The 24,950-nt window shown below is 69.2% G+C and carries 21 protein-coding genes and 1 pseudogene; 7 read left to right on the forward strand and 15 right to left on the reverse strand.

What is annotated here, in order from left to right; genetic code table 11:
• Nucleotides 1-8 precede the first annotated feature (8 nt).
• The 6 genes from guaB to E5679_RS05840 all read right to left on the reverse strand — a co-directional run bounded on the left by guaB (nt 9) and on the right by E5679_RS05840 (nt 8,645).
• A complete protein-coding gene (gene guaB, locus E5679_RS05815) occupies nt 9-1,517 on the reverse strand; it encodes an IMP dehydrogenase (RefSeq protein ID WP_138414127.1) in 1,509 nt (502 codons plus the stop codon).
• Nucleotides 1,518-1,680: 163 nt separating this feature from the next.
• Complete coding sequence (locus E5679_RS05820) at nt 1,681-3,735, reverse strand: acyltransferase family protein (RefSeq protein ID WP_138414128.1); 2,055 nt, start codon at nt 3,733-3,735, stop codon at nt 1,681-1,683.
• 102 nt (nt 3,736-3,837) lie between these two features.
• Nucleotides 3,838-5,925, reverse strand: a complete 2,088-nt coding sequence (locus E5679_RS05825) for an acyltransferase family protein (protein ID WP_138414129.1) — start codon at nt 5,923-5,925, stop codon at nt 3,838-3,840.
• A gap of 173 nt (nt 5,926-6,098) precedes the next feature.
• Entirely contained in the window at nt 6,099-7,706 is a 1,608-nt protein-coding gene (groL, locus tag E5679_RS05830) for a chaperonin GroEL (RefSeq protein ID WP_138414130.1), read from the reverse strand.
• 80 nt (nt 7,707-7,786) lie between these two features.
• On the reverse strand, nt 7,787-8,083 hold the full coding sequence (gene groES / locus E5679_RS05835) for a co-chaperone GroES (RefSeq protein WP_043120020.1): 297 nt from the start codon (nt 8,081-8,083) through the stop codon (nt 7,787-7,789).
• A 196-nt stretch (nt 8,084-8,279) separates the two neighbouring features.
• Complete coding sequence (locus tag E5679_RS05840; RefSeq protein WP_138414131.1) at nt 8,280-8,645, reverse strand: hypothetical protein; 366 nt, start codon at nt 8,643-8,645, stop codon at nt 8,280-8,282.
• 66 nt (nt 8,646-8,711) lie between these two features.
• On the opposite strand from E5679_RS05840, the gene E5679_RS05845 reads away from it, so the two are divergent.
• Entirely contained in the window at nt 8,712-9,947 is a 1,236-nt protein-coding gene (locus E5679_RS05845) for a class I SAM-dependent methyltransferase (RefSeq protein WP_138414132.1), read from the forward strand.
• Here E5679_RS05845 and E5679_RS05850 read toward each other — a convergent pair.
• Complete coding sequence (locus E5679_RS05850) at nt 9,944-10,774, reverse strand: shikimate 5-dehydrogenase (RefSeq protein ID WP_275092544.1); 831 nt, start codon at nt 10,772-10,774, stop codon at nt 9,944-9,946. The two genes, E5679_RS05845 and E5679_RS05850, sit on opposite strands and share 4 nt — an antisense overlap.
• 80 nt (nt 10,775-10,854) lie before the next feature.
• Between E5679_RS05850 and E5679_RS05855 the strand changes: the two genes are divergently transcribed.
• Nucleotides 10,855-12,495 (forward strand): acyl-CoA dehydrogenase family protein, encoded by a 1,641-nt coding sequence (locus tag E5679_RS05855; RefSeq protein ID WP_138414133.1) that lies wholly within the window; start codon nt 10,855-10,857, stop codon nt 12,493-12,495.
• Nucleotides 12,496-12,633: 138 nt separating this feature from the next.
• Here E5679_RS05855 and E5679_RS21185 read toward each other — a convergent pair whose 3' ends face one another.
• The gene (locus E5679_RS21185; RefSeq protein WP_249335977.1) at nt 12,634-12,870 is read right to left on the reverse strand and encodes an endonuclease domain-containing protein; all 237 of its coding nucleotides are present in this window, start codon (nt 12,868-12,870) and stop codon (nt 12,634-12,636) included.
• Between the two features lie 561 nt (nt 12,871-13,431).
• A pseudogene (locus E5679_RS21575) lies at nt 13,432-13,590 on the reverse strand (hypothetical protein); the annotation flags it as partial.
• A gap of 325 nt (nt 13,591-13,915) precedes the next feature.
• Here E5679_RS21575 and E5679_RS05865 point away from each other — a divergent pair.
• Both E5679_RS05865 and E5679_RS05870 read left to right on the forward strand, forming a co-directional pair.
• A complete protein-coding gene (locus E5679_RS05865; protein WP_138414135.1) occupies nt 13,916-15,061 on the forward strand; it encodes a glutamate--cysteine ligase in 1,146 nt (381 codons plus the stop codon).
• On the forward strand, nt 15,058-15,246 hold the full coding sequence (locus E5679_RS05870) for a hypothetical protein (RefSeq protein WP_138414136.1): 189 nt from the start codon (nt 15,058-15,060) through the stop codon (nt 15,244-15,246). Before E5679_RS05865 ends, E5679_RS05870 begins: the two co-directional genes overlap by 4 nt.
• A gap of 71 nt (nt 15,247-15,317) precedes the next feature.
• On the opposite strand, the gene tsaD is transcribed toward E5679_RS05870, so the two are convergent.
• From tsaD to alr, 5 genes are read right to left on the reverse strand one after another with little or no spacing between them, the layout of a single operon-like run.
• The gene (gene tsaD / locus E5679_RS05875; protein WP_138414137.1) at nt 15,318-16,391 is read right to left on the reverse strand and encodes a tRNA (adenosine(37)-N6)-threonylcarbamoyltransferase complex transferase subunit TsaD; all 1,074 of its coding nucleotides are present in this window, start codon (nt 16,389-16,391) and stop codon (nt 15,318-15,320) included.
• Nucleotides 16,388-16,870 (reverse strand): ribosomal protein S18-alanine N-acetyltransferase, encoded by a 483-nt coding sequence (rimI, locus tag E5679_RS05880; RefSeq protein WP_249335978.1) that lies wholly within the window; start codon nt 16,868-16,870, stop codon nt 16,388-16,390. Before rimI ends, tsaD begins: the two co-directional genes overlap by 4 nt.
• 35 nt (nt 16,871-16,905) lie before the next feature.
• On the reverse strand, nt 16,906-17,589 hold the full coding sequence (gene tsaB, locus E5679_RS05885; RefSeq protein WP_138414138.1) for a tRNA (adenosine(37)-N6)-threonylcarbamoyltransferase complex dimerization subunit type 1 TsaB: 684 nt from the start codon (nt 17,587-17,589) through the stop codon (nt 16,906-16,908).
• Nucleotides 17,586-18,230, reverse strand: coding sequence for a tRNA (adenosine(37)-N6)-threonylcarbamoyltransferase complex ATPase subunit type 1 TsaE (gene tsaE, locus E5679_RS05890; protein WP_249335979.1), 645 nt, complete (start codon nt 18,228-18,230; stop codon nt 17,586-17,588). Before tsaE ends, tsaB begins: the two co-directional genes overlap by 4 nt.
• A complete protein-coding gene (alr, locus tag E5679_RS05895) occupies nt 18,227-19,456 on the reverse strand; it encodes an alanine racemase (protein WP_138414139.1) in 1,230 nt (409 codons plus the stop codon). Before alr ends, tsaE begins: the two co-directional genes overlap by 4 nt.
• Nucleotides 19,457-19,579: 123 nt before the next feature.
• On the opposite strand from alr, the gene mshA reads away from it, so the two are divergent.
• The 3 genes from mshA (at nt 19,580) to E5679_RS05910 (ending at nt 23,337) form a co-directional block, all read left to right on the forward strand.
• Nucleotides 19,580-20,803, forward strand: a complete 1,224-nt coding sequence (mshA, locus tag E5679_RS05900) for a D-inositol-3-phosphate glycosyltransferase (RefSeq protein ID WP_138414328.1) — start codon at nt 19,580-19,582, stop codon at nt 20,801-20,803.
• Nucleotides 20,804-20,808: 5 nt separating this feature from the next.
• The gene (locus E5679_RS05905; protein WP_138414140.1) at nt 20,809-22,494 is read left to right on the forward strand and encodes a formate--tetrahydrofolate ligase; all 1,686 of its coding nucleotides are present in this window, start codon (nt 20,809-20,811) and stop codon (nt 22,492-22,494) included.
• Between the two features lie 180 nt (nt 22,495-22,674).
• Nucleotides 22,675-23,337, forward strand: a complete 663-nt coding sequence (locus tag E5679_RS05910) for a MerR family transcriptional regulator (protein WP_138414141.1) — start codon at nt 22,675-22,677, stop codon at nt 23,335-23,337.
• 14 nt (nt 23,338-23,351) lie between these two features.
• On the opposite strand, the gene E5679_RS05915 is transcribed toward E5679_RS05910, so the two are convergent.
• Nucleotides 23,352-24,818, reverse strand: coding sequence for an FAD-binding oxidoreductase (locus E5679_RS05915; RefSeq protein WP_138414142.1), 1,467 nt, complete (start codon nt 24,816-24,818; stop codon nt 23,352-23,354).
• Between the last annotated feature and the right edge of the window lie 132 nt (nt 24,819-24,950).

Raw genomic sequence — 24,950 nt, forward strand, 5'->3', positions numbered from 1 at the left:
GGGTCGGGCTACCGGCGGTAGTTCGGTGCCTCGGCCGTGATCATGATGTCGTGCGGGTGGCTCTCTTTGAGGCCGGCCGACGTGATGCGGACGAACTTGCCCTTCGCCTTGAGCTCCTCGATGGTGTGCGCGCCGACGTAGAACATGGTCTGGCGCAGGCCGCCGATGAGCTGGTGCGCCACGGCGCCGAGCGGGCCGCGGTAGGGCACCTGGCCCTCGATGCCCTCGGGGATGAGCTTCTCGTCGTTCGGAACGTCCGCCTGGAAGTACCGGTCCTTGGAGTAGGACGTGTTCTTGCCGCGCGTCTGCATCGCCCCGAGCGAGCCCATGCCGCGGTACGACTTGAACTGCTTGCCGTTCATGAAGACGAGGTCGCCCGGCGCCTCGGCGGTGCCCGCGAGCAGCGAGCCGAGCATCACCGAGTCGGCCCCTGCGACCAGGGCCTTGCCGATGTCGCCCGAGTGCTGGAGGCCGCCGTCGGCAATCACGGGGACGCCCGCGGGGATCGCAGCCTTTGCCGACTCGTAGATCGCGGTGATCTGCGGCACGCCGACGCCCGCGACCACACGGGTCGTGCAGATCGAGCCCGGACCCACGCCGACCTTGATCGCGTCCGCGCCCGCATCGATGAGCGCCTGAGCGCCCTCGCGCGTCGCAGCCTGGCCGCCGATGACGTCGACGTGCGCCGCAGCCGGATCCTTCTTGAGCCGCGAGATCATGTCGAGGACACCCTGGCTGTGGCCGTTCGCGGTGTCCACGACGAGGACGTCCACGCCGGCCTCGACCATCGTCATGGCGCGCTCGTACCCGTCGCCGAAGAAGCCCACGGCCGCGCCCACGCGCAGGCGCCCCGCGTCGTCCTTCGTCGCGTTGGGGTACTGATCCGCCTTCTCGAAGTCCTTGACGGTGATGAGCCCCTGCAGGATGCCTTCGTCGTCGACGAGTGGGAGCTTCTCGATCCGGTGCTTGCCGAGGAGGCCAATGACCTCGTTGCGGGCCACGCCCACCTTCGCGGTCACGAGGGGCATGGGGGTCATGACCTCGTGGACCTTGCGGCTGGCGAACTCCTCGTACGGGATGAAGCGCGTGTCGCGGTTCGTGATGATGCCCAGCAGGCGGCGGTCGCCGTCGACGACGGGCAGGCCCGAGACCCGGTAGTGGGCGCAGAGGTCGTCGAGCTCCTTGAGCGTCGCGTCCGGACCCACCGTGACCGGCTTCGTGATCATGCCGGACTCGCTGCGCTTGACCTGATCGACCTGGTCCGCCTGATCCTGGATGGAGAGGTTGCGGTGGAGGATCCCGATTCCGCCCTGTCGCGCGAGGCTGATGGCCATGCGCGCCTCGGTGACGGTGTCCATCGCGGCGGACAGCACCGGAATGCCTAGTCGGATGCGGCGCGAGAGCCTCGTGGACGTGTCGGCGTCCGAGGGAATGACGTCTGTGGGGCCGGGCAGCAGGAGGACGTCGTCGTAGGTGAGTCCGAGGAAGCCGAAGGGATCGTGCTCGGGGGTGGTCATGAGTGCTCCTTGGCCGTGCGCCAGGGGGATGGGCGCTAACTGACGGGAAGTGCTGATGACCAGCCAGTGCTTACGGGCGTGGTCTGCTGCGGTGCTTTCTATCCTAAACTTCCCGCGCGCAAGCCGGTATTCCGCCATGACCTCAGCGTGACGAACTCCACAGCTACGCCCAGCCGGTGGCCGCGATGATCCGCTGCTCAAGGATCGGCGAGAGCGAAGACGTGTAGGTGCGCGAGAGATGGTTGCTGTCCAAGTACACGAATACGTTGCCGATCACGCCGCGGCACTCGCCTCCCGGACACAGGAAATCCGTCATGTCGATCGCGTGGAACCGGTCGGGGTAGCGGCTCGCGAGCGCCGTGAGCGGGTTCTCAGGCGCGAGGACGGACGACGACGGCGCTCGGCACGCCGAGTCGGCCTCGCCGTGCTGGACCACGCACTCAGACATATTGAAGGCGAAGCGGGGGTTGTCGCGGAGTGCGACGACGTCGATCCCGTCCTTCGTGAAGCCTTCCACCAGCTGCTCAAGCCCCGGAGTCAGGGTTTCATCCGACGACGACGGTGCCGCCGCCGTGCCGACGAGGACGACTGCGTCGGGACGGTGGGCGGCAATCTGCGACGACACTTCCTGGTTGAACTCGTTGCAGTCGTCCCCGACGTCGGACGACGGCGGCTGGTAGACGCAGCCTCCCTTGAGCAGCTGGTACATCCGCCAGCCGTGCTGCTCGGCCACGGGCAGGAGCGCGCCGAGCCACTGCTGGGCGTGCGAGTTTCCCACCACCAGCACGGTCTTCGACGCCCCAGACTGTCCGACTTGGGAGCAGCCGTTGCCCCGGAGCTTTGCAGAGAGACCCAGATCGTCATCGCACTGCTGCGGCAGGCTCGCCCAGTCCTGCTCGAGCTTCGACGGAAGGGGCAGGAGGCTGGCTTTCGGGTCCGGCGTCCCGCTGTAGCCCGGGACGAGCGCCGCCGCGCCGGGGTTGTTGCGCGGCGCGTTGGCGATGGCCTTGTGGTTCGCGATCTGGATGGAGGCCTGGATGCTTCCGACTGGAAGCGCGACGGCGGCGACGCAGGCCGCGACGGCGACGAGTCCCTGCCGGACCCGCAGTTCGGGCCAGCGCCAAGCGCGCCACGGCTTGTCGACGAATCTCGTCGTGACGTACGCGAGGGCGAGCGAGGCCAGGATGACCGCGCTCCCGGCGAGCCAGCCCGGGCTTTCCCCGCCGCGCACCTCGGTCGCGAGCACCAGAACCGGCCAATGCCAAAGGTAGAGCGAGTAGGAGACATTGCCGAGGCGCTGGAACGGCGCCAGGCCGAGGAGCCGATGCACGCCCCGGGTCCCGCCGTCCTCCCCGGCGAGGATGACGGCGCCGGCAGCCAGCGTGGGCCAGAGCGCCGCGAAACCGGGGAACACGCCGTCGACCTGCAGGACGAGCCCGCACGCGATGATGAGCACAAGCCCGGCCCAGCCCGCGGCAGCGGCCGCACGCGCTGGAAGCCTCACCCTGCCCGAAACGATGGCGAGCAGCGCACCGAGCGCGAACTCCCACAGGCGGGCACCGGTATCGAAGTAGGCCTCGGACTGGGACACCGCGGTCTCGTAGACCGAGTACACGAGGGAGACGAGGAAGAGGGCTGCGAACGCCCAGAACAGGACCCGCTCGTAGTTGAGTCGCGCCCGCCGGCACACCGCCGCTGCGATGAGGAACACCACCGGGAACACGAGGAAGACCTGCCCCTGGATCGACAGGGACCAGAAATGCTGGAAGGGGCTCGCCGTCGAATGGTCCTGTGCGTAGTAGTTCACCGCGTCGCGCTGGAGCACCCAGTTCTCGGCGTAGAACAGCGAAGCCCACGCCTGCTCGAGGATCGTGGCCCACCGCGTGCCCGGGAGGATCGCGAGGGACGCAATCACGGTGCCCACGATCGTCACGACCGCCGCCGGAAGGAGCCGGCGGAACGTGTGGAGCCAGTGTCTCGGCAGGCTCACCCGGGCGCCCGTCCGGTACCTGTCCACGAACTGGCCGGTCATGAGGAACGCCGAGATGAGGAGGAAGACGTCAACGCCGCCCGATACCCGCCCAAGCCAGACGTGGTACGCCACGACGAGGCCGAGAGCCACCGCCCGAAGCCCTTGGATCTCCGGCCTGAACTTCCGCTGGGGCAGGGAGCTGGCCTCGGTCGGGCTTGCCGCGGTCGCGCGGCTCGTGGGCGTCACGGTGTGGAACTCCTAGGTGCGGGGCAAGGTATCAATCCTAGGCGATCATCTCCGTGGCCCTGAGGCGGTTTTCAGTGCTGTGGGAGCGTTCCCTCAGTGGACTCAGCTCGTCCACCCAGTGCCCGAGAGCAGCCGTTCTCCCAGCATTGCGGACATTGTGGCGGCGTACGTCTTGGTCAGGTGGTTGTCGTCGAGATAGACGTAGGTGTTTCCAATCACACCGCCGCAGATCCCGTTCGGGCAGATCAGATCCGTCATGTCGATCGCCGTGAAGCGGTCGGCGTGCTGCGCCGCGAACGCTGCCAGCGGGTCCTGCGGCGCGAGGACGCTCGCGAGCGAGGGGCTGCACTCGCTGCTCGTCCCGCCGTTCCGCACCACGCAGTCGGCCATATTGAACGTGAAGCGGGGATTGTCGCGGACTGCGACAACGTCGACCCCCTTGGCAGTGAGGCTCGACACCGTCGCGCCGAGACCGGGGGTGAGGGTTTCCTCGGACGACGACGGCGCCGCCACCGTGCCGACCATGAACACCGCCGTGGGCGGGTTCGCCGCGAGGTACGAGGACACTTGACTGTTGAAGGTGTTGCATGGGGTGTTGGGAGTCTGGACGCTAGGCGTGTAGATGCACCCTCCCAGGAGCAGGGCGACCACGCGCCACCCGTGCTGCTGGGCGACCGGCTCGAGGGCTGACATCCACTGCTCGGCATGGGAATCACCGACCACGACAATCGTCTTCGATGCAGCCGGCCCCGCGTTGTCCATCGAGCAGTTCTTCGTGAGCGTCGAGGGCACGTGGAGATCGGACGAGCACTTCGAAGGCAGTCCGTACCAGTCGTCCGGAAGGTTCTGCGCGAGCGGGAGGACCTGGGCGGTCGGCGAGGCTTGGCTCGTGAAGCCCGGCGTGAGCGCCGCGGCCCCCGGGTTGTCGACGTTGGCCTTGGCCTCCGCGGCGTTCGACTTCGTCTGGATGCTCAGCTGCACCGACGCAATCGGCAGGACCGCCACCAGCGCACAGGCGGCAATGCCGAGGACCGCGTTCCGGAGCCGCCGCTCGGGCCACTTCCAGGCCCGCCACGGACGGTCCACGAAGCGGATCGTCACGTACGCCAGAACGAGGGAGACGACGATCGCGGCGGTGCCGAGCAGCCATCCTGCGCGGTCCTTGTCCCGCCACACGAGCGCGATCACGAGCACAGGCCAGTGCCACAGGTAGAGGCCGTACGAGATGTCGCCGAGCTTGCGGAGGGGCCGGGACGAGAGGAACCGGTGGACCCCAAGGGCGCCGCCGTGCTCGGCCGCGAGGATCACCGCGGCAGCCGAGAGGGTGGGCCACAGGGCGATCGCCCCCGGGAACGCCGTCTCGACGTTGAGGGCGAGGCCGCAGGCGACGATCGCGGCGAGGCCCGCCCAGCCGATCACCACAGCGACGACGGGCCGCACGCGCACCCGGTCGATCGCGAGCGCCAGAAGGCTGCCGAATGCGAACTCCCAGATCCTCGCCCAGAGCGAGAAGTACGCCTGCGTCTGGTTCAGCGCGGTGTCCACGATCGAGTACACGAGCGAAGCTGCGAAGATCATGCCGAAGGCGAGGGCGAGCAACCGCTCGTACCGGAGCCGGAAGCGCCGCGCCAAGGCTCCGAGCAGCACGAACAGGATCGGGAACAGCACGAAGATCTGGCCCTGGATCGAGAGCGACCAGAAATGCTGGAACGGGCTCGCCAGCGAATGATCCTGCGCGTAGTAGTCCACGGCGTCCCGCTGCAGTAGCCAATTCTCCGCGTAGACGAGCGACGCCACGCCCTGCTCGAGCACCGTGGCCCATCGGGTCGCCGGCAGGAAGACGACGGTGGCGAGCACCGTCCCCGCGATCGTCACAGCCGCTGCGGGCAGCAGACGGCGGAAGACATGGGCCCAATGCTTGAACAGCTTGGTCCGCTGGCCCTTCCGGTGCCGCGCGACGAACTGGCCCGTCATGAGGAACGCCGAGATCATGAGGAAGACGTCCACGCCTCCCGAGACGCGCCCGAGCCACACGTGATAGAGCACCACGAGGAGCACGGCCACGGCCCGCAGACCTTGGATCTCTGGGCGGAACTTCCGCCCGTCGCCCTCCGGAGGGCCCTCGCGGCGGTGGCCGCCCGCCGTCGTCCGCTCGGCTGCCGACTCCGCTTCCGTCGTCGTCTCCGTCATCGCTCTCCCGGTCCCTCCGTCTCCCTCGCCTGCCCTCCATTTCCGCCCTGCGACCTGTGCGGAACTTGTGAATGGTGTGAAGGGCCTATGTGAGCGAACGGAAAGTGAGCAGAGACACGAGGGCCGCCCCGGGGAATCCCGGGGCGGCCCTCGATGCGGGGTTCAGAAGCCGATCAGTGGCTGTGGCCCGCGTGGTCCTCGTCGGAGGGCTTGTCCGCCACGAGCGTCTCGGTCGTGAGGACGAGAGCCGCGATGGATGCCGCGTTGCGCAGAGCCGAGCGGGTGACCTTGACCGGGTCGATGACACCGGCGGCGATGAGGTCCTCGTACTCGCCAGTCTTCGCGTTGAAGCCGTGGTTCACCTCGGCCTCTTCGACCCGAGCGGCCACGACGTGGCCGTCGAAGCCGGCGTTCTGCGCGATCCAGCGCAGCGGCTGGACGAGCGCGCGGCGCACGATCCCCACGCCGACCGCGGACTCGCCGGAGAGGGCCTTGACCGTCTCGTCCTCGTCGAGGGCGCGCACGGCGTGGACGAGAGCGGAACCGCCACCGGCCACGATGCCTTCCTCCAGAGCGGCACGGGTCGAGGACACGGCGTCCTCGATGCGGTGCTTCTTCTCCTTGAGCTCCACCTCGGTGGCCGCGCCGACCTTGATGACGCCGATGCCGCCGGCGAGCTTGGCGAGGCGCTCCTGGAGCTTCTCGCGATCCCAGTCGGAATCGGTGCGGGTGAGCTCAGCGCGGAGCTGGGCAACCCGAGCGGCAACGTCCTCGGCCGAACCGGCGCCGTCGACGATCGTCGTCGTGTCCTTGGTCACGGTGATGCGGCGCGCCGTGCCCAGCTGCTCGAGGCCGACCTGGTCGAGGCTCAGCCCGACCTCCGGGGAGATGACCTGAGCGCCCGTAAGAGTCGCGATGTCCTGGAGCATGGCCTTGCGGCGGTCGCCGAAGCCCGGGGCCTTGACCGCAACCGCGTTGAGCGTGCCGCGAATCTTGTTGACGATCAGCGTGGACAGGGCCTCGCCCTCGATGTCCTCGGCGATGATGAAGAGCGGCTTCGATGCTTGGAGCGTCTTCTCGAGGAGCGGGAGGAAGTCCTGCAGCGACGAGATCTTGCCCTGGTTGATGAGGATCAGCGCGTCCTCGAGGACAGCTTCCTGACGCTCGGCATCGGTCACGAAGTACGGCGACAGGTAGCCCTTGTCGAACTGCATGCCCTCGGTGAGCACGAGCTCGGTCTGCGTCGTCGAGGATTCCTCGATCGTGATGACGCCGTCCTGCCCGACCTTCTCGAAGGCCTCGGCGAGGAGCTCGCCGATCTCGTCCGACTGGGCCGAGATGGCGGCCACGTTGGCCACCTGCTTGCCCGAGACCTCCTGGGCGTTCTCGCCGAGGCGGGTCGCGACGGCCTCGACGGCCGCCTCGATGCCGCGCTTGATCTCACCCGGGGCGGCGCCAGCGGCCACGTTGCGGAGGCCTTCCTTGACGAGAGCCTGGGCGAGCACGGTCGCGGTCGTGGTGCCATCGCCGGCGACGTCATTCGTCTTGGTGGCAACTTCCTTGGCGAGCTGGGCGCCGAGGTTCTCGTAGGGATCGTCGAGCTCGACCTCGCGGGCGATGGTCACGCCATCGTTCGTGATGGTCGGCGCACCCCACTTCTTGTCGAGGACGACATTGCGGCCGCGCGGGCCAAGGGTCACCTTGACCGTGTCGGCGAGCTTGTCGACGCCGGCCTCGAGGGCCTTGCGGGCGTCCTGATTGAATGCGAGCTGCTTTGCCATTCGCTTCTCCTTGGGTCCAAGGGAAGCACCCCGGCCGCGTCGACCGGGGTGCTGCCGTTGAAGTCCTGCTCGGCGCGGACTTACTTGACGACGATGGCGAGGACGTCGCGGGCCGAGAGCACGAGGTACTCGGAACCGCCCGTCTTGACCTCGGTGCCGCCGTACTTCGAGTAGAGGACAACGTCGCCGACGGTCACGTCGACCGGAACACGGTTGCCGTTGTCGTCAACGCGGCCGGGGCCGACAGCGACAACTTCGCCTTCCTGCGGCTTCTCCTTGGCAGTGTCCGGGATCACGAGGCCCGAAGCAGTGGTCTGCTCCGCTTCGAGCGGCTTGACGACAATACGGTCCTCGAGGGGCTTGATGGAGACCGACACGGATCTCTCCTTTTCATGAACGGGTCACGGAAATCCTCAGCCGGGCATGCAACCGTCGTCGCGGGTGCCGGAGCGTGCCTGGACAGTTAGCACTCACACATGACGAGTGCTACTCATGACTCTATTGAGAGGCTGGCACTCGGTCAAGGCGAGTGCCAAGTGAGTGCCCGTGTCGCGGCGACTATTCCCCGGCGGGCTATTCGCCAGCGAGCTCGTCGAAGCTCAGGTCGTCGCCGTCGTCGCCCCCGCGGGAGCGGTTGAAGTACATGACGAGGAGGGACCCCACGAGGAAGACCCCGCCCACCACGAGCCCCACGATGGCGGCAATCTTCGCACCGAGGTACTGGTCCCGGAGCGCCTGGGCCTCGGGAGTCCCGTCGTCGATGCTCTTGCCGCCCACCGAGTACACGGTGGCCGTGAAGGCATCGAGGCCGAGGACCACGAGGAGGAGGACCGCCGAGACGACAGCGACAACAATGCCGAGAATGAGCAAAGGACGGGTGTAGCGGGAGAAATCTCCGTGGCTGGCGGTCGGCGAAGCGTCTGCTGGCGTCGTCTCCATGCCTCCACCATAACCAGATTCGCGGCTGCCGGCGGGCGTCATGCGGCCGTGAACTAGGCTTGATCCATGCCCCAGGACCCTTCCGCCTCCGAGCAGCTCGCGCCCCTGCTCACCGCCGAAGGCTGGGCCCTCCTGAACTCGCTTGGCCCCTATCGCGAGGAGGACGCCCTGGCGATCAGCGCCCGGCTGCGCAAGGCCGGCCACTCCCCCGAGCTCGTCTCCGCCGTGCTGAGCCAGGCACGCCTCCGGGTGAAGGCGGAGGCAAAGTTCGGCGAGTTCTCGGGCCACATGCTCTTCACGCGGGCAGGACTCGAGCAGGCCACCCGGCTCAGTGTCGCCGCCCGCCACGCGCGGCGATTCGTCGACGCCGGCGTCCGCCACGTCGCGGACCTCGGCTGTGGCCTGGGTGCGGACGCCATGGCGATGGCCTCCCTCGACCTGGAGGTCACCGCCGTCGAACTCGATGAGACGACCGCGGCCTGCGCCACGATCAACCTCATGCCGTTTCCCCAGGCACGCGTCGTCCACGCGGATGCCCAAGCAGTCTCGCTCGAGGGGATCGACGGCGTGTGGCTCGATCCCGCGCGGCGGACGACGACGACGTCAGGCACCACGCGACTGTGGGACCCGGAGGACTTCTCGCCGCCGCTCAGCTTCGCGTCGGAGCTCGCCGACAAAGGCCTGCCCGTGGGCGTCAAGCTCGGGCCGGGAATCCCGCATGCTTCCGTGCCGGACGGGTGCGAGGCACAGTGGGTCTCGGTCGACGGGGATGTCACCGAGGTGGCCCTGTACTTCAACGCGCTCAGGCGCCCTACGATTCGCCGGGCAGCCCTCGTGCTCGCCGACGACTCAGTGTCGGAGCTCGTCGCCGAAACGGACTTCGGCGAGGGCGTGCAGCCCGAGCTCGGACCGCTCGAGGGCTTCCTCTACGAACCCGACGGCGCCGTGATCCGCTCGGGCCTCGTCGCCGAGCTCGCGGACCGGTTGGGCGGGCACCTGCTTGATCCGCACATCGCCTACATCTGCGCCCCGGACCTCGTCTCGACCCCCTTCGCTCGGGCCTACAGGGTCCTCGACGTGCGCCACTACAACGTCCGGGCGCTGCGCCAGTGGGTGCGCGACGAGGGCATCACCGCGCTCGACATCAAGAAGCGCGGCGTCGCCGTCGCCCCCGACGAGCTCCGCAAGCTGCTCATGGCCGGCCTCGGCAAGCCTGCGCGCAAGGCGCCGCACAAGCGGGCGACCCTCGTGCTGACGCGGATCGGCGAGGACCGGGTGGCTGCTGTCGTCGAGCCCGCCTAGCCGGCGCGCATGAACTCCTCCGCCGCGCGCACCTGCTCGTCGGTGGGCCGAATGCCGGTGTAGAGCACAAACTGCTCAAGGGCCTGGATCGTCATGACCTCCGCGCCGCTGATCACCGGCTTCCCCGCGTCCCGCGCCGCGACGATGAGCGGCGTCTCAGCGGGGAGGGCGACGACGTCGAACACCAGCCGCGCTGCATCGATCGCCTCGCGGGGGAAGGACAGGGAGTCGGCCTCAGCCCCGCCGGCCATGCCGATGGGCGTGACATTGACCAGGACGTCCGCGCGGCTGTCTCCAAGCTCGGCCTGCCAGCCGAAGCCGTACAGCCCCGCAAGGGCACGGCCACTGGCCTCGTTGCGGGCCACGATCGTCACATTCCGGAAGCCGGCGTCACGGAACGCGGCCGCGGTGGCCTTGGCCATCCCGCCTGAGCCTCGGAGGAGCACTGACCAATCGGGCCGCAGGCCATCACGGTCCGCAGCGCGCTGGATGAGCTGCTCGATCGCCGCATAATCCGTGTTGTATGCCGTCAGGACCCCGTTGTCGTTGACGATCGTGTTGACCGAGTCGATCGCCTTCGCCGAAGCGTCCATGCCGTCCACGAGGGCGATGACGTCCTCCTTGTAGGGCATCGAGACGGCGCAGCCGCGGATGCCGAGCCCCCGCACGCCCGCGATGGCCTGCTCGAGATTCGTGGGGGCAAAAGCCTTGTAGATCCAGTTGAGGCCCAGCGCTTCGTAGAGGAAGTTGTGGAAGCGCGTCCCGTTGTTGCTCGGGCGGGCGGAGAGCGAGATGCAGAGGGTCATGTCTTTGTTGAGGATCGGCACAGGACAAGGCTAATCGGGTTGCACCAAGCTCCGGCCCCCGGACTCTGGCTGCCTCGAAGCACCGGGTGTGCAATGGACCCATGCCGGGCTCCTCCACGAATCAGGTTCCCCCGCGAGTCGGAGTCGACGAGTTCTCCGCGAACGCGGCCCTCGTCGACGGCGTCCGGCGGTACGGCGCCGGGTGGGCGTCGGGAGCCCTGGCTGCGGTCGGGCGGCTCGTCGGATCCGCCGAGTTCCACGAGCAGGCTCGGCTCGCGAACCTGCACCCGCCCACGCTCCATGCCCTCGATCGGTACGGCGAGCGCCGGGACGAAGTCGAGTACCACCCGTCCTATCACCGCGTGCTCGGCGACGCTGTCGCTCATGGGGCCCACACGTCGTCGTGGGCGGACCCGAGACTTGGAGCCCACGTGGCCCGCGCTGCCGCCTTCATGCTGTTCGCGCAGGTCGAGCCCGGCCACGCGTGCCCTGTCTCGATGACGCACGCCGCCGTCCCCGCCCTCGCCCGGGAGAGCGCCGTCGGCCGCTCCTGGCTGCCGCTCCTCTACGGCACCGGCTACGACCCGCGGCTCGTCCGCCCCGCCGAGAAGTCGGGCGTGCTCGTGGGCATGGCGATGACGGAGCGTCAGGGCGGTTCCGACCTGCGCGCCAACACGACCAGGGCGGTCGACACGGGCGACGGGACAGCGCGAATCACCGGCCAGAAATGGTTCTGCTCGGCCCCGATGAGCGATGCGTTCCTGGTGCTCGCCCAGGAGCCGCCGGGTCTTTCGTGCTTCCTGGTCCCCCGTGTGCTCGACGACGGCACAAGGAATCCCTTCCGCCTCGTGCGGCTCAAGTCGAAGCTGGGCAATCGGTCCAACGCATCCGCCGAGGTGGAGTTCGAGGACACGCTCGGCTGGCGGATCGACGAGCCCGGGCGGGGCGTGCGGGCCATCCTCGAGATGGTCCATGAGACGAGGATCGATTGCGTCCTCGGGAGCGCGGCCGGCATGCGACAGGCGGTGACCGAGGCCGTGTGGCACGCTCGTCACCGCCGGGCCTTCGGGCAGCTGCTGATCGACCAGCCCGCCATGGCCGCGGTCCTCGCCGACCTCGCGATCGAAGCCGAGGCCGCAACCGCGCTCGGCCTGCGGCTCGCGGCGACGGACGACGGCGGCACCCACCAGGGTCGGGACGTCGCCTCCCGCGAGCGGAGCTTCGCGCGGCTCGCGACCGCCGTCGGAAAGTTCTGGGTCTGCAAGCGCGGGCCCGGACACGCCGCCGAGGCGCTCGAGTGCCTTGGCGGCAACGGCTACACGGAGGATTTTCCGCTCGCGATGCGGTACCGCGAGCAGCCTGTCATGGCCATCTGGGAGGGGTCGGGCAACGTCGTGGCCCTCGACGTCCTGCGGACCCTGGCTCGCGAGCCCGCGTCGGCCGAAGCCCTCGCGGACGAGCTCGAGAGCCAGCGGGGCGTCGATCCGGCACTCGACCGGCAGCTCGGCCGCGCCCTGTCGCTCCTCTCCGACGCCGTCCACGAGCCGGAGGAGGCCCAGCCGTGGGCCCGCCGGCTCGCCGAGGAACTCGCGCTGGCGCTGCAGGCCGTCCTCCTTGTGGGGCATGCGCCCTCGTCCGTCGCGGAGGCCTTCGTCGCGGCCCGACTCGGCGATCAGCGGGCACTCGGGTACGGGTGCCTCCCGGACAAGGCGGCCGTGAAGGGCGTCCTCGAGAGGGTCTAGGCCCCGCTTGACTTCTGCGGCGCCCTTCCCCGCACGAAGCGCCCTTCCCCGCACTTCCGCGCGGGGCCCGGCGCGGAAGTGCGGGGCCGGGCGCGGAAGTGCGGGCCCGGCGCTGAAGCTGCCGCCGTCAGGAGACGGTCAGGCCGCGGCCTCGAAGGCGGCTGCGAGACGCGCGGCGACCAGGTCGGGTCGCTCCAGGTCCGCCCAGGTGAGCCGGACGACGCGCCACCCGAGGTCCATGAGTGCAGTCTCGCGCCGCCGCTCCAGGAGGAGTGCCTCGGCCGTCGGGCGGTAGTCGTAGTACTTCCCGCGTCCGTCGAATTCGAGGATGACCTTGATCCGCGGCCACGCATAGTCAGCGCGGTATGTGCCCAAAGGCGTCTCGATGCAATGTTGGACCTCAGGCGGTTCGACGCGGAGCCGCGAGAGAAGGAATCGCGTACGCGTTTCCCCCGCGGATTCGGCGCGACCGTCCAGCAATCCCAGCAGTTGTGCCGCTCGCACGCTGCCCCGAACAATCGGCGAGGACTCAAGGGACGCAGTGAGATCGGCCAAACCTACCCCGGTATGGAGTGCACTGTCTCCGATCACGGCTGCTTCCTCCTGGCCGTAGGCACGAGCACAGTCGAGCACGGTTCGGACCGGGGACGTGGCAAAAACTACACGGCCTCCACGCGTCCGCACTTGGACAATCTCATCCGCTCCGAGTGCTGCCCTGTGCCCCACAGCATCTGCCCCGTGGCTGGCTCCGGAATCCGCACTTGTCAGGAGGTGTACTTGAGATCCAACGTTCCAGGTAGCAAATCCGTGAAGGCGAGCCGCCGATGCGTGGCTATAGCAGGGTTTGCCCTGTGAGCCGGCGGCGTGAGCGTCGATGCGATAGTCATCTTGGTCCCAAGGGCTCAGCTCCGTCCACGACGAGCCCAGGGCATACGCCCCTCGGCGAATCCTCAGGAGCACGCCGGCACGCACGCAAGCGGTGAGCACGCGATCATCGAGACCCGCAGCCTTCAGCTCCGCTGTCGAGGCGATGAGTTGCCCAGGCCACCGACTGGCAACGATTGCGCGCGCTACTCGAGGTTCCATAGCGCTCATCGTGGTGGATCCCGTTGGGCCTTGCACTCGTGGAATGGCCTATGTGGAAAACTCCGACTGGATGACCACGAGAGGGTGAGGAACGCCGTGAGAGGCCCTTCCCCGCATACAGCGCCCGACCCCGCACATCCGCGCGGGGCCCGGCGCGGAAGTGCGGGTGCGGCGCGGAAGTGCGGGGGCGGCGCCGCGGCCCGGAGTGACGGATGCCTCTCCCCCCGCCCGGGATGCCCGGCTCGCCGGAGAGCGCCCCTGCCCTAGACTGGGCACGTTCTGTACGGATGCTGCCGGCCTGGCCGGAGCCTGAGCTCCAGAAGCGGGGGCGGACATGGAGATCGACTTCGCTGCTTCCAGGCAGTCCACGATCGGCATGGAGTGGGAGCTCGCCCTCGTCGACCGGCACGACGGGGAGCTCGTCTCGGCGGCCCCGGAAGTCATGCGGCGCGTCGCGGAGGAGCACCCCGAGCTGAATGCCGACTGCCCCCGTGTCCATCAGGAACTCCTGCTCAACACGGTCGAGATCGTCACCGACGTCCATGAGACCGTCGGAGATGCGAAGGCGGATCTCGCGAGGACCATGAGCGCCGTCCGGGGCATCACGGACCACATCGGAGTGGAGCTGTTCTCGGCCGGCAGCCACCCGTTCAGCCAGCCTCGGCTCCAGCCGGTCACCGACAAGGAGCGATACGCCAAGCTCATCGACCGGACCCAATGGTGGGGCCGTCAAATGGTGATCTACGGTGTCCACGTGCATGTTGGCCTCGACCGCCGGGACAAGGCCATGCCGGTCCTCGACGCCCTCGTCAACTACTTCCCCCACTTCCAGGCGCTGTCAGCCTCAAGCCCTTACTGGGGCGGCGAGGACACGGGGTACGCGTCCCAGCGGGCCCTCATGTTCCAGCAGCTCCCAACCGCCGGGCTGCCGTTCCAGTTTCCCGACTGGAAGGGCTTCGAGCGGTATGTGGACGACATGCTGACAACTGGCGTCATCGACGTCATCAGCGAGATCCGCTGGGACATCCGGCCCGTGCCACGCCTCGGCACGATCGAGATGCGGGTGTGCGACGGACTCTCCACGCTCGAGGAGGTCGGCGCCATAGGGGCGCTGACGCAGTGCCTCGTTGAGGAGGCCTCCAGGATTCTCGACGACGGCGGAATGATCCCGACGATGCCGCCGTGGCACATCCAGGAGAACAAATGGCGCGCAGCCCGCTACGGGCTCGACGCGATCATCATCCTCGACGCCGCCGGGAACGAGAAGCTCGTCACCGAGCATCTCTCCGAGACCCTCGAGCGGCTCGAGCCCATCGCGCGAGACCTCGGCTGCCAACGGGAGCTGCGCGACATCGAGGGCATTCTCCGCCGGGGCGCCGGGTACCAGAGGCAGCGTCGGACGGCGGAGGCCCACGGGGGCAACCTGCGCCAGGTCGTCCTCGAGGAGGCGCGGCTCATGCGGGAGGGCCACGGCGCGTGAGCGAGCGCCCCGCACGACGACGCCGATCACCCGGGCGTCTCGTGTTCGTCCTCGCTGTGGTCGCTGTCATCCTGGCGGTGACGTCGCACGCGCAGGCGGCGCTGGCCGTCGTCGTGCTCGCGGTTCTCTACGCCGGCGTTGAAGCTGTCATCGCGTGGCGGCGCAGGCGCGCTACCGACTCCTGATCCCGCTCCTCATCACGTTGCGCCGTCAGGTCTACACGGTAAACGTGACGGCGCAACGGGGGGCGGAAGGGTCAGGCGGAGACCGTCGTCACGGGCAGCGACGAATCCGGCGCGAACGCGAGGTCGCTCGGCGACCGGCCGTCCATGATGACCCGCGAGGCGAGCGCCGCGACCATCGCCCCGTTGTCCGTGCACAGCGAGAACGGCGGCACGGCGAGCGAGATGCCGGCCTCGGCGCAGCGCTCCGCCGTCAGTTCGCGGAGGCGCGAGTTCGCGGCCACTCCCCCGCCGAGCAGGAGATTCCGGAGGCCGTGCTCCCGGCACGCGAGCACAGCCTTGGACGTCACCACGTCCACGACAGCCTCCTGGAAGGACGCCGCGATGTCCGCGACGGGCACGGGCTTCCCGGCCGCCTCGTGCTGCTCGACGCATCGGGCGACGGCCGTCTTGAGGCCCGAGAACGACCAGTCGTAGCGGTGCGGCCCGGGCGCCTCGGCGCTCCCCATGTACTTGGGCTGGGTGAGGCCGCGGGGAAAGCGGAAGGCGCGGGGGTCGCCGGTGCGCGCGATCCGGTCGATGGCGGGACCGCCGGGGTAGCCGAGCCCGAGGAGGCGTGCGACTTTGTCATAGGCCTCGCCTGCGGCGTCGTCGATCGTCGAGCCGAGCAGCTCGACGTCGGCGGCGATGTTCCGCACCCGGAGGATCTCGGTGTGACCACCGGAGACGAGCAGGGCGCCGAGGTCGCCGGGCAGGGAACCGCCGTAGACGCCGTCGTCGAGCAGGCCCACGCCGACGTGGGCGACGAGGTGGTTGATGGCGTACAGCGGCTTGCCCGTCGCGACCGCCAGGGCCTTCGCGGCGCAGACGCCCACCATGAGGGCGCCGGCGAGGCCGGGTCCCGAGGTGACAGCCAGCGCATCGACCTGGTCCAGCGTGACTCCGGCGGTGTCGAGGGCCTCCCGCAGGGTCGGCACGATCGCGTCGAGGTGGGCGCGCGAGGCGATCTCGGGAATCACTCCGCCGAACCGCACATGCTCGTCCATCGAGGACGACACCGTGTTCGCGAGCAGCGTTGTGCCGCGCACGATGCCGACCCCGGTCTCGTCGCAGGAGGATTCGATGCCCAGAACGAGGGGCTCCTTCACTTGCCTCCCTCCCCGGTCGGAGTGAGCGGCAGCTGCATGATGAGCGCGTTCACTCCGTCGCGGTAGTAGCGCCGTCGTGTGTGGATGTGCACGAAGCCGAAGCGACGGTACAGGGCTTGGGCCCGCGGGTTGTCTTCCCTCACCTCGAGGAGCACGTCCCGCGCCCCGCGCCGGGCGGCTTCCGCGATGAGTTCCGTGAGAACGGCCGAGCCGATCCCGCGCCCCTCCCGCTCGGGCACGACGGCGATCGTCTGGACGTCCGCAATCGGGGGGACGCACATGACCCCTGCGTATCCGATAATCCGGGCCGGGGCGTCGCCCTGGCGGTCGCCAAGGTCCCCGATCGCCTCTTCGACGACGTAGTAGCGCCGTGTCTGCGGCTGCGAGAGCTCGTCCCGGAACATCTGGGCTGGCCAGGCATCGAACGGAAAGAGGGATTGCTCGAGCGCGTGCACGGCGGGGACGTCGCGCTCAGTCATGTCGCGGAGCCGCACTCCTTGGGGCATCTGAGCGTTCACAGCGCCCGCTTCCGCGGCCCGGGCACCTGCGCGTCCGATTCCCGCAGATATCGGGGCGCCGTGTCGAGGAGCTCCTCGCCGCGCGCGAGTCGTTCGACGGCGGCGAGGCCGAGCGAGGCGGCGGTCGGCTGGGCGCGGTCGAACGAGGGCATGACGACGGCGCCGGCCTCCGCGAGCTTGTCCCGGTAGATCCCGGCCCCCGCCCCGTAGACCGGGAGCGGCGGCAGCGCGTGGGGGTACGCGACATGCGGACCATCCAGGAGGAGGCCCGACGGGGAATACCGCGCCCAGTAGACCTCGCGGCGCCGCGCGTCGGTTGCCACGAGGAAGTCGGACGATGGCGCGGCCGCGGCAAGGACGTCCCAGGCCATTGCGTCCAGGCTCATGAGTCCCGACAGTGGCGTTCCCCATGCGAAGGCGAGGGCGCGGGCGGTCGCGATACCCGAGCGGAGGCCAGTGAACGGACCAGGGCCGACGCCCACCACAATGTGGTCCACATCGGCCCCGCCGAGCTCCTGCTCCTCAAGGAGAGCCCGCACGCCGGGGGCCAGAACCTCCGCGTGCGACTTGGTGTCCTCCGTGGCGAACTGGGCGAGGACCGCCGCGTCCGAGCCGTCCTCATGCCATCGGATGATCGCGGCCGAGGCGATGGCCGAGGTGTCGATGACGAGCAGGATCATCGACCGTCTCCCGTCGGCAGCTGGGCGGTTTCAGCCCCGGGCAGGGCCGGAGCCGCGGCCCATCGCGGTCCGTAGCCGCGGACGACGACGAAGCGCGGCTCGTCGTCGTCGTACTCTTCGTCGACGCTCGCCTCGCTGCCTTCGGGATCGAAGTCCACCTGCGGGTCGGCGCTCACGGAACCGCCGGACACGGGAAGGGGTCCCCGCTCGAGCTCGATGTCGAGCCAGGACTCCGCCAGGTGCTCAACCCGTCCGCGCCCCCATTCCACGACCGTGACGGACGTGTCGGTCCAGTTCTCGAGGTCCAGGTCATCGATCTCGCCGTCGCCCTCGAGACGGTAGGCGTCCACGTGGACGAGGTCCGGGCCGCCCGGCCGCGCGCCGTCGGGCAGGTTTGGGTGGATCCGCACGAGCACGAAGGTCGGCGAGATGACGCCGGCGCGAACGCCGAGCCCCGCACCGAGGCCTTGGGTGAAGGTCGTCTTCCCGGCACCGAGGCTTCCCGTGAGCACCACAAGGTCCCCGGCTTCGAGGATCCTGCCGAGGGCAGCACCGAGTTCCTGGGTCTCGGCGGCCGTCGTGGGCCGCGCACGGAGCTCCCACAGGGGCTCCGGCGCGGAAGCATTCCCACCTCCGCTCACGCGACCCCTCCGGCACGCGTCGCCACAGCGTGCTCCGCCGACTCGGTCAGGGGAGCTGGACGCGAGTCGACATGGATGCGGGGAACCCGCTGGCTGATGCGCGTGACGATCTCGTAGTTGATCGTGTTCGCGGCCCGTGCCCAGTCGTCAGCGGTCGGACCGCCGTCGTCGCCCGTGCCGAAGAGGACCGCTTCGCTGCCCGCGATGGCTTCGACGTCTGCATCTGGCCCGAGGTCTACGACCATCTGGTCCATCGCCACCCGGCCCACCACACGATAGGTGGTTCCGGCGATCCGGACGGGACCGCCGTTGGACGTCCGCGGGATGCCGTCGGCGTAGCCAAGCGGAATGAGCCCGAGGGCGCTCTCCCCCGGCGTCCTGTACGTGAGGCCGTAGCTCACGCCCTGACCGGCGGGCACGCGCTTGGACTGGGAGACGAGCGTCCGGAGCGTCATGGCGGGGCGCAGCCCGAGATCGTGGGCAGACTGATCCGGGAACGGCGAGAGACCGTAGATCGAGATCCCGGCGCGGACCAGGTCGAAGTGGGTGTCCGGGCGGGAGAAGATGGCGGGCGAGTTCGCGATGTGCCGCACCTCGAGATCGCACCCGGCGTCCTCGGCCAGCGCGACGGCGTCGCGGAACACCTCGAGCTGGACATCCGTTTCGGGCCGGTCCGGCTCGTCGGCTACCGCGAGATGGCTGAAGACGCCCACGACGCGCAGCAGGCCCGCGTCCTGATACTCGGTGGCCTCGTCGAGCACCTGCTCCCAGCGGTCCGGCGTAACGCCGTTGCGGCCGAGGCCGGTGTCGATCTTGAGGTGGACTCTGGCCGGGCGCTGCTGCTCGCGGGCCGCGTCGACGATGCGGCTCAACTCCCAGCCGGAGCAGCCGAGGTCGACGCCGGCGCCCACCGCGGCGGAGAAGTTGCTGTCCGCCGTGTGGAGCCAGGCGAGCGTTGGGGCCTCGATGCCAGCGGCACGCAGCGTGAGCGCCTCGCTGATGTGGGCCACTCCGAGCCACGCCGCTCCCGCTTCCAGAGCCGCGCGCGCAACGGGCACGGCACCGTGACCGTAGGCATCCGCCTTCACCACTGCCATCACGCGGGCTGGCTCCGCTACCGTCCGCACAACCCGGACGTTGTGGCGGATGGCCTCGAGGTCGACGACGGCGGCGCGCTCAGGGAGGCGCGCTGATGACGGGTCGGGGGTGGAAGTCACGCCCGACAGTCTACCGGCGGCCCCGAACGTCTACCGGCGGCCCCGAACGTCTACCGGCGGCCCCGAACATGCCCCCCGCCCGGAAACCGTAGCCTTGTATGCGTGCAGCACCCCGAGCAGAACAGTGTGGCGATGATCAGCCTCCACACGTCGCCCCTCGAACAGCCCGGTGCGGGCGATGCCGGGGGCATGAACGTGTACATCAGCCACCTCGCCCGTGCTTTGGCCGCCGACGGGCTCACGGTCGAGATCTTCACCCGGGCCACCGATCCGTCGCAGCCCGACACCGTGCTGCTCGTTCCCGGCGTCACTGTTCACCACATCGAGGCCGGGCCTCGCCGCCGCCTCGCCAAGGAGCAGATGCCGCCGATCGCGGAGGAGTTCGCCGACCGGCTGCTGCAGCGGATGGAGGCCGCACCCCTGCCGCGCGTGGTTCACAGCCACTACTGGGTCTCTGGCCTTGCCGGGCTCCGGGCCGCGGTCGAGTGGGACGTCCCCCTCGTCCACACCATGCACACGATGGCGCGGGTGAAGAACCGCCACCTCGCGATCGGTGACGTCCCCGAGCCCACGTGGCGGGAAAGAGGCGAGCAGCTGATCGCGGACAACGCGGCCCGTTTCACCGCCAACACCGCCGCCGAGCGGGACGAACTCGTGAAGCACTACGGCGCCGATGAGGACAGGATCGACGTGGTGAGCCCGGGTGTGGACCTGGACATCTTCCGGCCTGCGTTCCGGTCCCGGTCCCGGGTCGCCTCGGGAGTCCCCGCGTCCACCTTCCACGTCCTCTTCGCGGGCCGCCTCCAGCGGCTCAAGGGCCCGCAGGTTCTCGTTGCGGCGGTGGGCGAGCTGCGCCGTCGTCGTCCGGACATCCCGCTCGAAGTGACCATCATCGGGGCGCCGAGCGGCTCTCTGGGCCTCGATCTCGACGCGCTCGCGCAGGAGGAGGGCCTCGGGGGCGTGGTGCATCGCCTCCCGCCTGTGCCGGCCGGAGTGCTGGCCGAATGGTTTCGTTCGGCCGACGTCGTCGCGATGCCGAGCTTCTCCGAGTCGTTCGGGCTCGTGGCCCTTGAGGCCCAGGCCTGCGGGACTCCCGTGGTCGCCGCCCGTGTCGGGGGTTTGCCGCGGGCCGTCTCGGACGGGCGGACCGGCTTCCTCGTGGACGGTCACGACCCAGCCGAATGGGCGGACGTCCTCGAGCAGCTCTACGACGACCCCTCCACCCGCGTGGACCTCGGGCGTGCCGCCTCGATCTACGCGCAGCGGTTCGGCTGGGAGCAGACCGCCGAGGGCACGCGGGCGGCCTACCGTCGCGCCGTTCGGACTCACGCGGTGGTGCATCCGGCGGTAGGGTGAGGCGCATGAGCGCAACGGCAGCGACGCCCAGCGATCTCGATATCGCGCGGGCCGCCACCCTCCGCCCCATCGAGGAGATCGCCGCATGCGCCGGCATCCCGGCCGAAGCGCTCGAGCTGTACGGCCGCTACAAGGCCAAGGTCGACGTCGGCCGCCTCCCTTCGGCGGCCGGGCAAGGCAAGGTGGTGCTCGTCTCCGCGATGTCGCCGACGGCGGCCGGGGAGGGAAAGTCAACCCTCACCGTGGGCCTCGCCGATTCCCTGGCCCGGGCGGGCAAGCGCACTATGGTGGCGATCCGGGAGCCGAGCTTGGGTCCTGTGCTCGGCATGAAGGGAGGCGCGACGGGCGGGGGCCGCTCGCAGGTCCTCCCGATGGACGACATCAACCTCCATTTCACCGGGGACTTCCACGCGATCACGAGCGCCAACAACGCCCTCTGCGCGCTCATCGACAATCACATCTTCCAAGGCAACGAGCTGGGCATCGACCCTCGGAGGATCACGTTCCGGCGGGTCATGGACATGAACGACCGGAGCCTGAGGGAGATCGTGGTGGGCCTCGGCGGTCCGGCGCAGGGAATCCCGCGGCAGGACGGCTTCGACATCACTGTCGCATCCGAGGTCATGGCCGTGTTCTGCCTCGCGTCCTCGGCCTCGGACCTGACCGAGCGGCTCGGGCGCATCACCTTCGGCTACACCTACGACCGGAAGCCTCTGACCGTCGCCGACCTCGGGGCGCAGGGCGTCATGGCGATGCTCCTGAAGGACGCGATCAAGCCCAACCTCGTCCAGACGCTCGCCGGGACGCCCGCCCTCGTCCACGGTGGCCCCTTCGCGAATATCGCGCACGGCTGCAATTCCGTGATCGCCACGACGACAGCCCGCCGCCTCTCCGACATCGTCGTGACGGAGGCCGGGTTCGGGGCAGACTTGGGCGCCGAGAAGTTCGTGGACATCAAGGCGAGGTGCGCGGATGTGGCGCCCTCCGCCGTCGTCCTCGTGGCGACCGTGCGCGCCCTCAAGCTCCACGGGGGCGTGCCGGCCGACCGCCTGGGCGAGCGCGACGTGGCCGCCCTCGAGCGCGGCACGGCGAACCTCGCCCGTCACATTGCAACCGTCCGCAAGCTCGGGTTGGACCCTGTGATCGCCGTGAACCGGTTCGCGACCGACACCGCTGACGAGCTCGATGCCCTCCTCGCGTGGTGCGCGACAACTGGGGTGCGGGCAGCGGTCGCCGACGTCTGGGCGCGTGGCGGAGGGGGCGACGGCGGTGACGACCTCGCGCGGAATGTCCTCGCAGCGCTCGACGAGCCCGCGACCTGCGCCCCGCTCTACTCGCTCGAGCTTCCGCTCGAAGACAAGATTCGGACGATCGTCCGCGAGGTCTACGGCGGGACGGACGTGGAATTCTCGGACAGCGCCCGCAAGCAGCTAGCCCAGATCCGCGAGAACGGGTGGGAGATGCTGCCGGTCTGCATGGCCAAGACCCAGTATTCGTTCTCTGACGACGCCACGCTCCTCGGCGCGCCTCAGGGCTTCACCGTGCATGTGCGCGAATTGCGGCCTCGCACGGGGGCGGGCTTCATCGTGGCCGTCACGGGCTCGCTCATGACGATGCCCGGGCTGCCGAAGCATCCGGGTGCCCTCAGGATGGGGCTGGACGAGGATGGGCGCCCTGTAGGCCTCTTCTGATCCGACGGCCTCTTCTGATCAGGCGTGAGCCGAGGGAACGCCCCCCATCTGCAGCGCTCCCTCGGTCAAGGCTTGACCCCCCGTCCGGGATGAAGATACACGGGCTATCCTTGCGTCGCCATACGGATAAATTTGGCTCATTCTGCTATCCAGTGCCTGCAGATCATGATGGGGGAAGGCATGAGGCTCCGGGAGCTCAGCGACGTCACGGGAATGCCGATCGCGAGCATCAAGTACTACCTGCGCGAGGGGATCGTTCCAGCGGGACGGCTCGTCACCGCGACACGCGCTCACTACCACGAGGGCCATGTGCGCCGGATCCGCACGATCCAGACGCTGCGCAATGTCAACGGCCTCAGTGTCGAGCAGATCCGGGTCATCGTGGGGCTCGTTGACAGGGGCGCGAGTCGGGTCGAGATCATGAAGGCCCTCCAGCGCGAAGTGCAGGCACTCGGCGAGCCTGTTCCTGGGCGCACAGAGGCGGGGAACGCCGTCGTACGAATGCGGGGGTGGCCCGATGTCCCCACCGCGGCGCGCGGCGCCCTCGATGACCATCTGGAGGAGATGGCCCGGCTCGGCGTCCCGGTGCCCGAGAAGGCACTTGACGTGTACAGCCGCGCCGTCGACCTCATCGCCCACGTAGACGTGGGCGACGCCGCGGCCGCCGAGGATCTCGATACCCTCGTCACGAAGGCGGCCGCAGGCATGCACATGCACTCGCAGCTGGTGCTGCGCCTCTTGGCCCTCGCGCAGGCCAGCCGCTCCATTGCCCTCTACGGACCCGCGCCGGGACCGCACAACGCCCAGGGACCGGCGAGCGCAGTCCCGGCTGGCGGGAACTGAGGGCGATCAGTGACTCATGCAGTAGCGGCGCCCTCAGGCGGAACCGGCTTCGGAGCCGCCGCGGTTCCCTCGGGCGGGGTGACGACGGTGGTCGCCGGTGCGGGCGTCACGGCCGGCTTGATGTTCTGGTTGACGTGGAAGAAGTTGTCCGGATCGTACTTCGCCTTGACCTCGGCCAGCCGCGCGTAATTGGCCGCGTAGTTGACCTCGATTCTCGACTGGTCGTCGGCGTCCTGGAAGTTGATGTAACCGCCAGGTTCGGAGTACTCGTGCAGCGCGGCCCAGTAGTCGCGCACCCATTGGATGTTGGCCGCATTGTCGGCCGGGTTCTCCCATTGCCCCGCGATCACCGGGGCGAACTTGGCGTTGCGGTACGGGAAGGCCGTCGCGTCCGCCGCCACGCGGTTCACGGCGCCATCGATCGGGTAGAAGTGGTTCGCCGTCTGCACGCTCGGTACGAGCTTCCCGAACTCGTTCGCGACCCGCAGGACATCGTCGGAAAGCTCCTTGGCGAAGTCGGCCTTCCAGTATCCCTGCAGTCCGGGGGCGTTGAGCGCATCGAAGGCGACGTTGAGAGCCGGGTACGGCATGGGGCCGACCATGGATCCCACCACCGGTGCGGCCTTGAGGACCGGCTGCCACCGCTTCTCTCCGGCCTCGAGATCGCCGGTCCACATGCCGGCGATGATCGTCACGGGCTTCCCGTGCCATTCCTCAGGCACGAACGGCACTGGCGGCCCTTGGTGGTAGGCGTAGAAGGCGCCGAACTCCTCGGGCTGTTCCGCGAGCCACTCGCGGTAGAACTCGCCGACTCTCACGCCCTCGGACGCCGGGAAGACGACCGCGCCCCCGTACACCATGTCCACCGGATGGAGCCTGAACTCGAGGGAGGTCACGACACCGAAATTGCCTCCTCCGCCTCGCAGGGCCCAGAAGAGCTCGACATTCTGCGCCTCGCTCGCCGTCACGAACGTCCCGTCCGCGAGGACCACGTCCGCCGAGATGAGGTTGTCGCAGGCAAGCCCGTATTTCCGGGCGAGATAGCCGATCCCGCCGCCGAGGGTCAGGCCGGCGACCCCGGTGGTGCCGACGATCCCGCCCGTGCTCGCGAGGCCGAAGGCGTGCGTCGCGTGGTTGTAGTCCGCCCACGTCGCTCCCGCCTCGGCCCGTGCCGTCCTCGTCGCGGGATCGACGCGCACGCCACGGAGGGCCGAGAAGTCCACGACGAGGCCGTCGTCGAGCGTCCCGAAGCCCGGCGCGCTGTGTCCGCCGCCGCGGATCGCCAGATCGATGCCGAGGCCGCGCGCGAAGCGAACCGCCGCCAAGACGTCCGCGACCTGCGAGACCCGCAGGATCGCCGCGGGCCGCCGGTCGATCATGCCATTGAACACGCGGCGAGCCGCGTCGTACTCGGCGTCTCCTTCCTCGATGACCTGCCCGCGGACTTGCTCGCGGAGCACATCGAATCTGTCGGTACCCATGACCGCTCCAAGGGGGATATTCCGAGACCAGATTGGGGGCCGCCCCGATACAGTGCCCAGCCAGGGCAGGCCCGATGACCCCTTCGGTCTACGCCTGGGCCGTGCCGACGTCAAGGGCGCAGGACCGCAACC

Source organism: Sinomonas gamaensis, from assembly GCF_005876955.1.
Classification (GTDB): domain Bacteria; phylum Actinomycetota; class Actinomycetes; order Actinomycetales; family Micrococcaceae; genus Sinomonas; species Sinomonas gamaensis.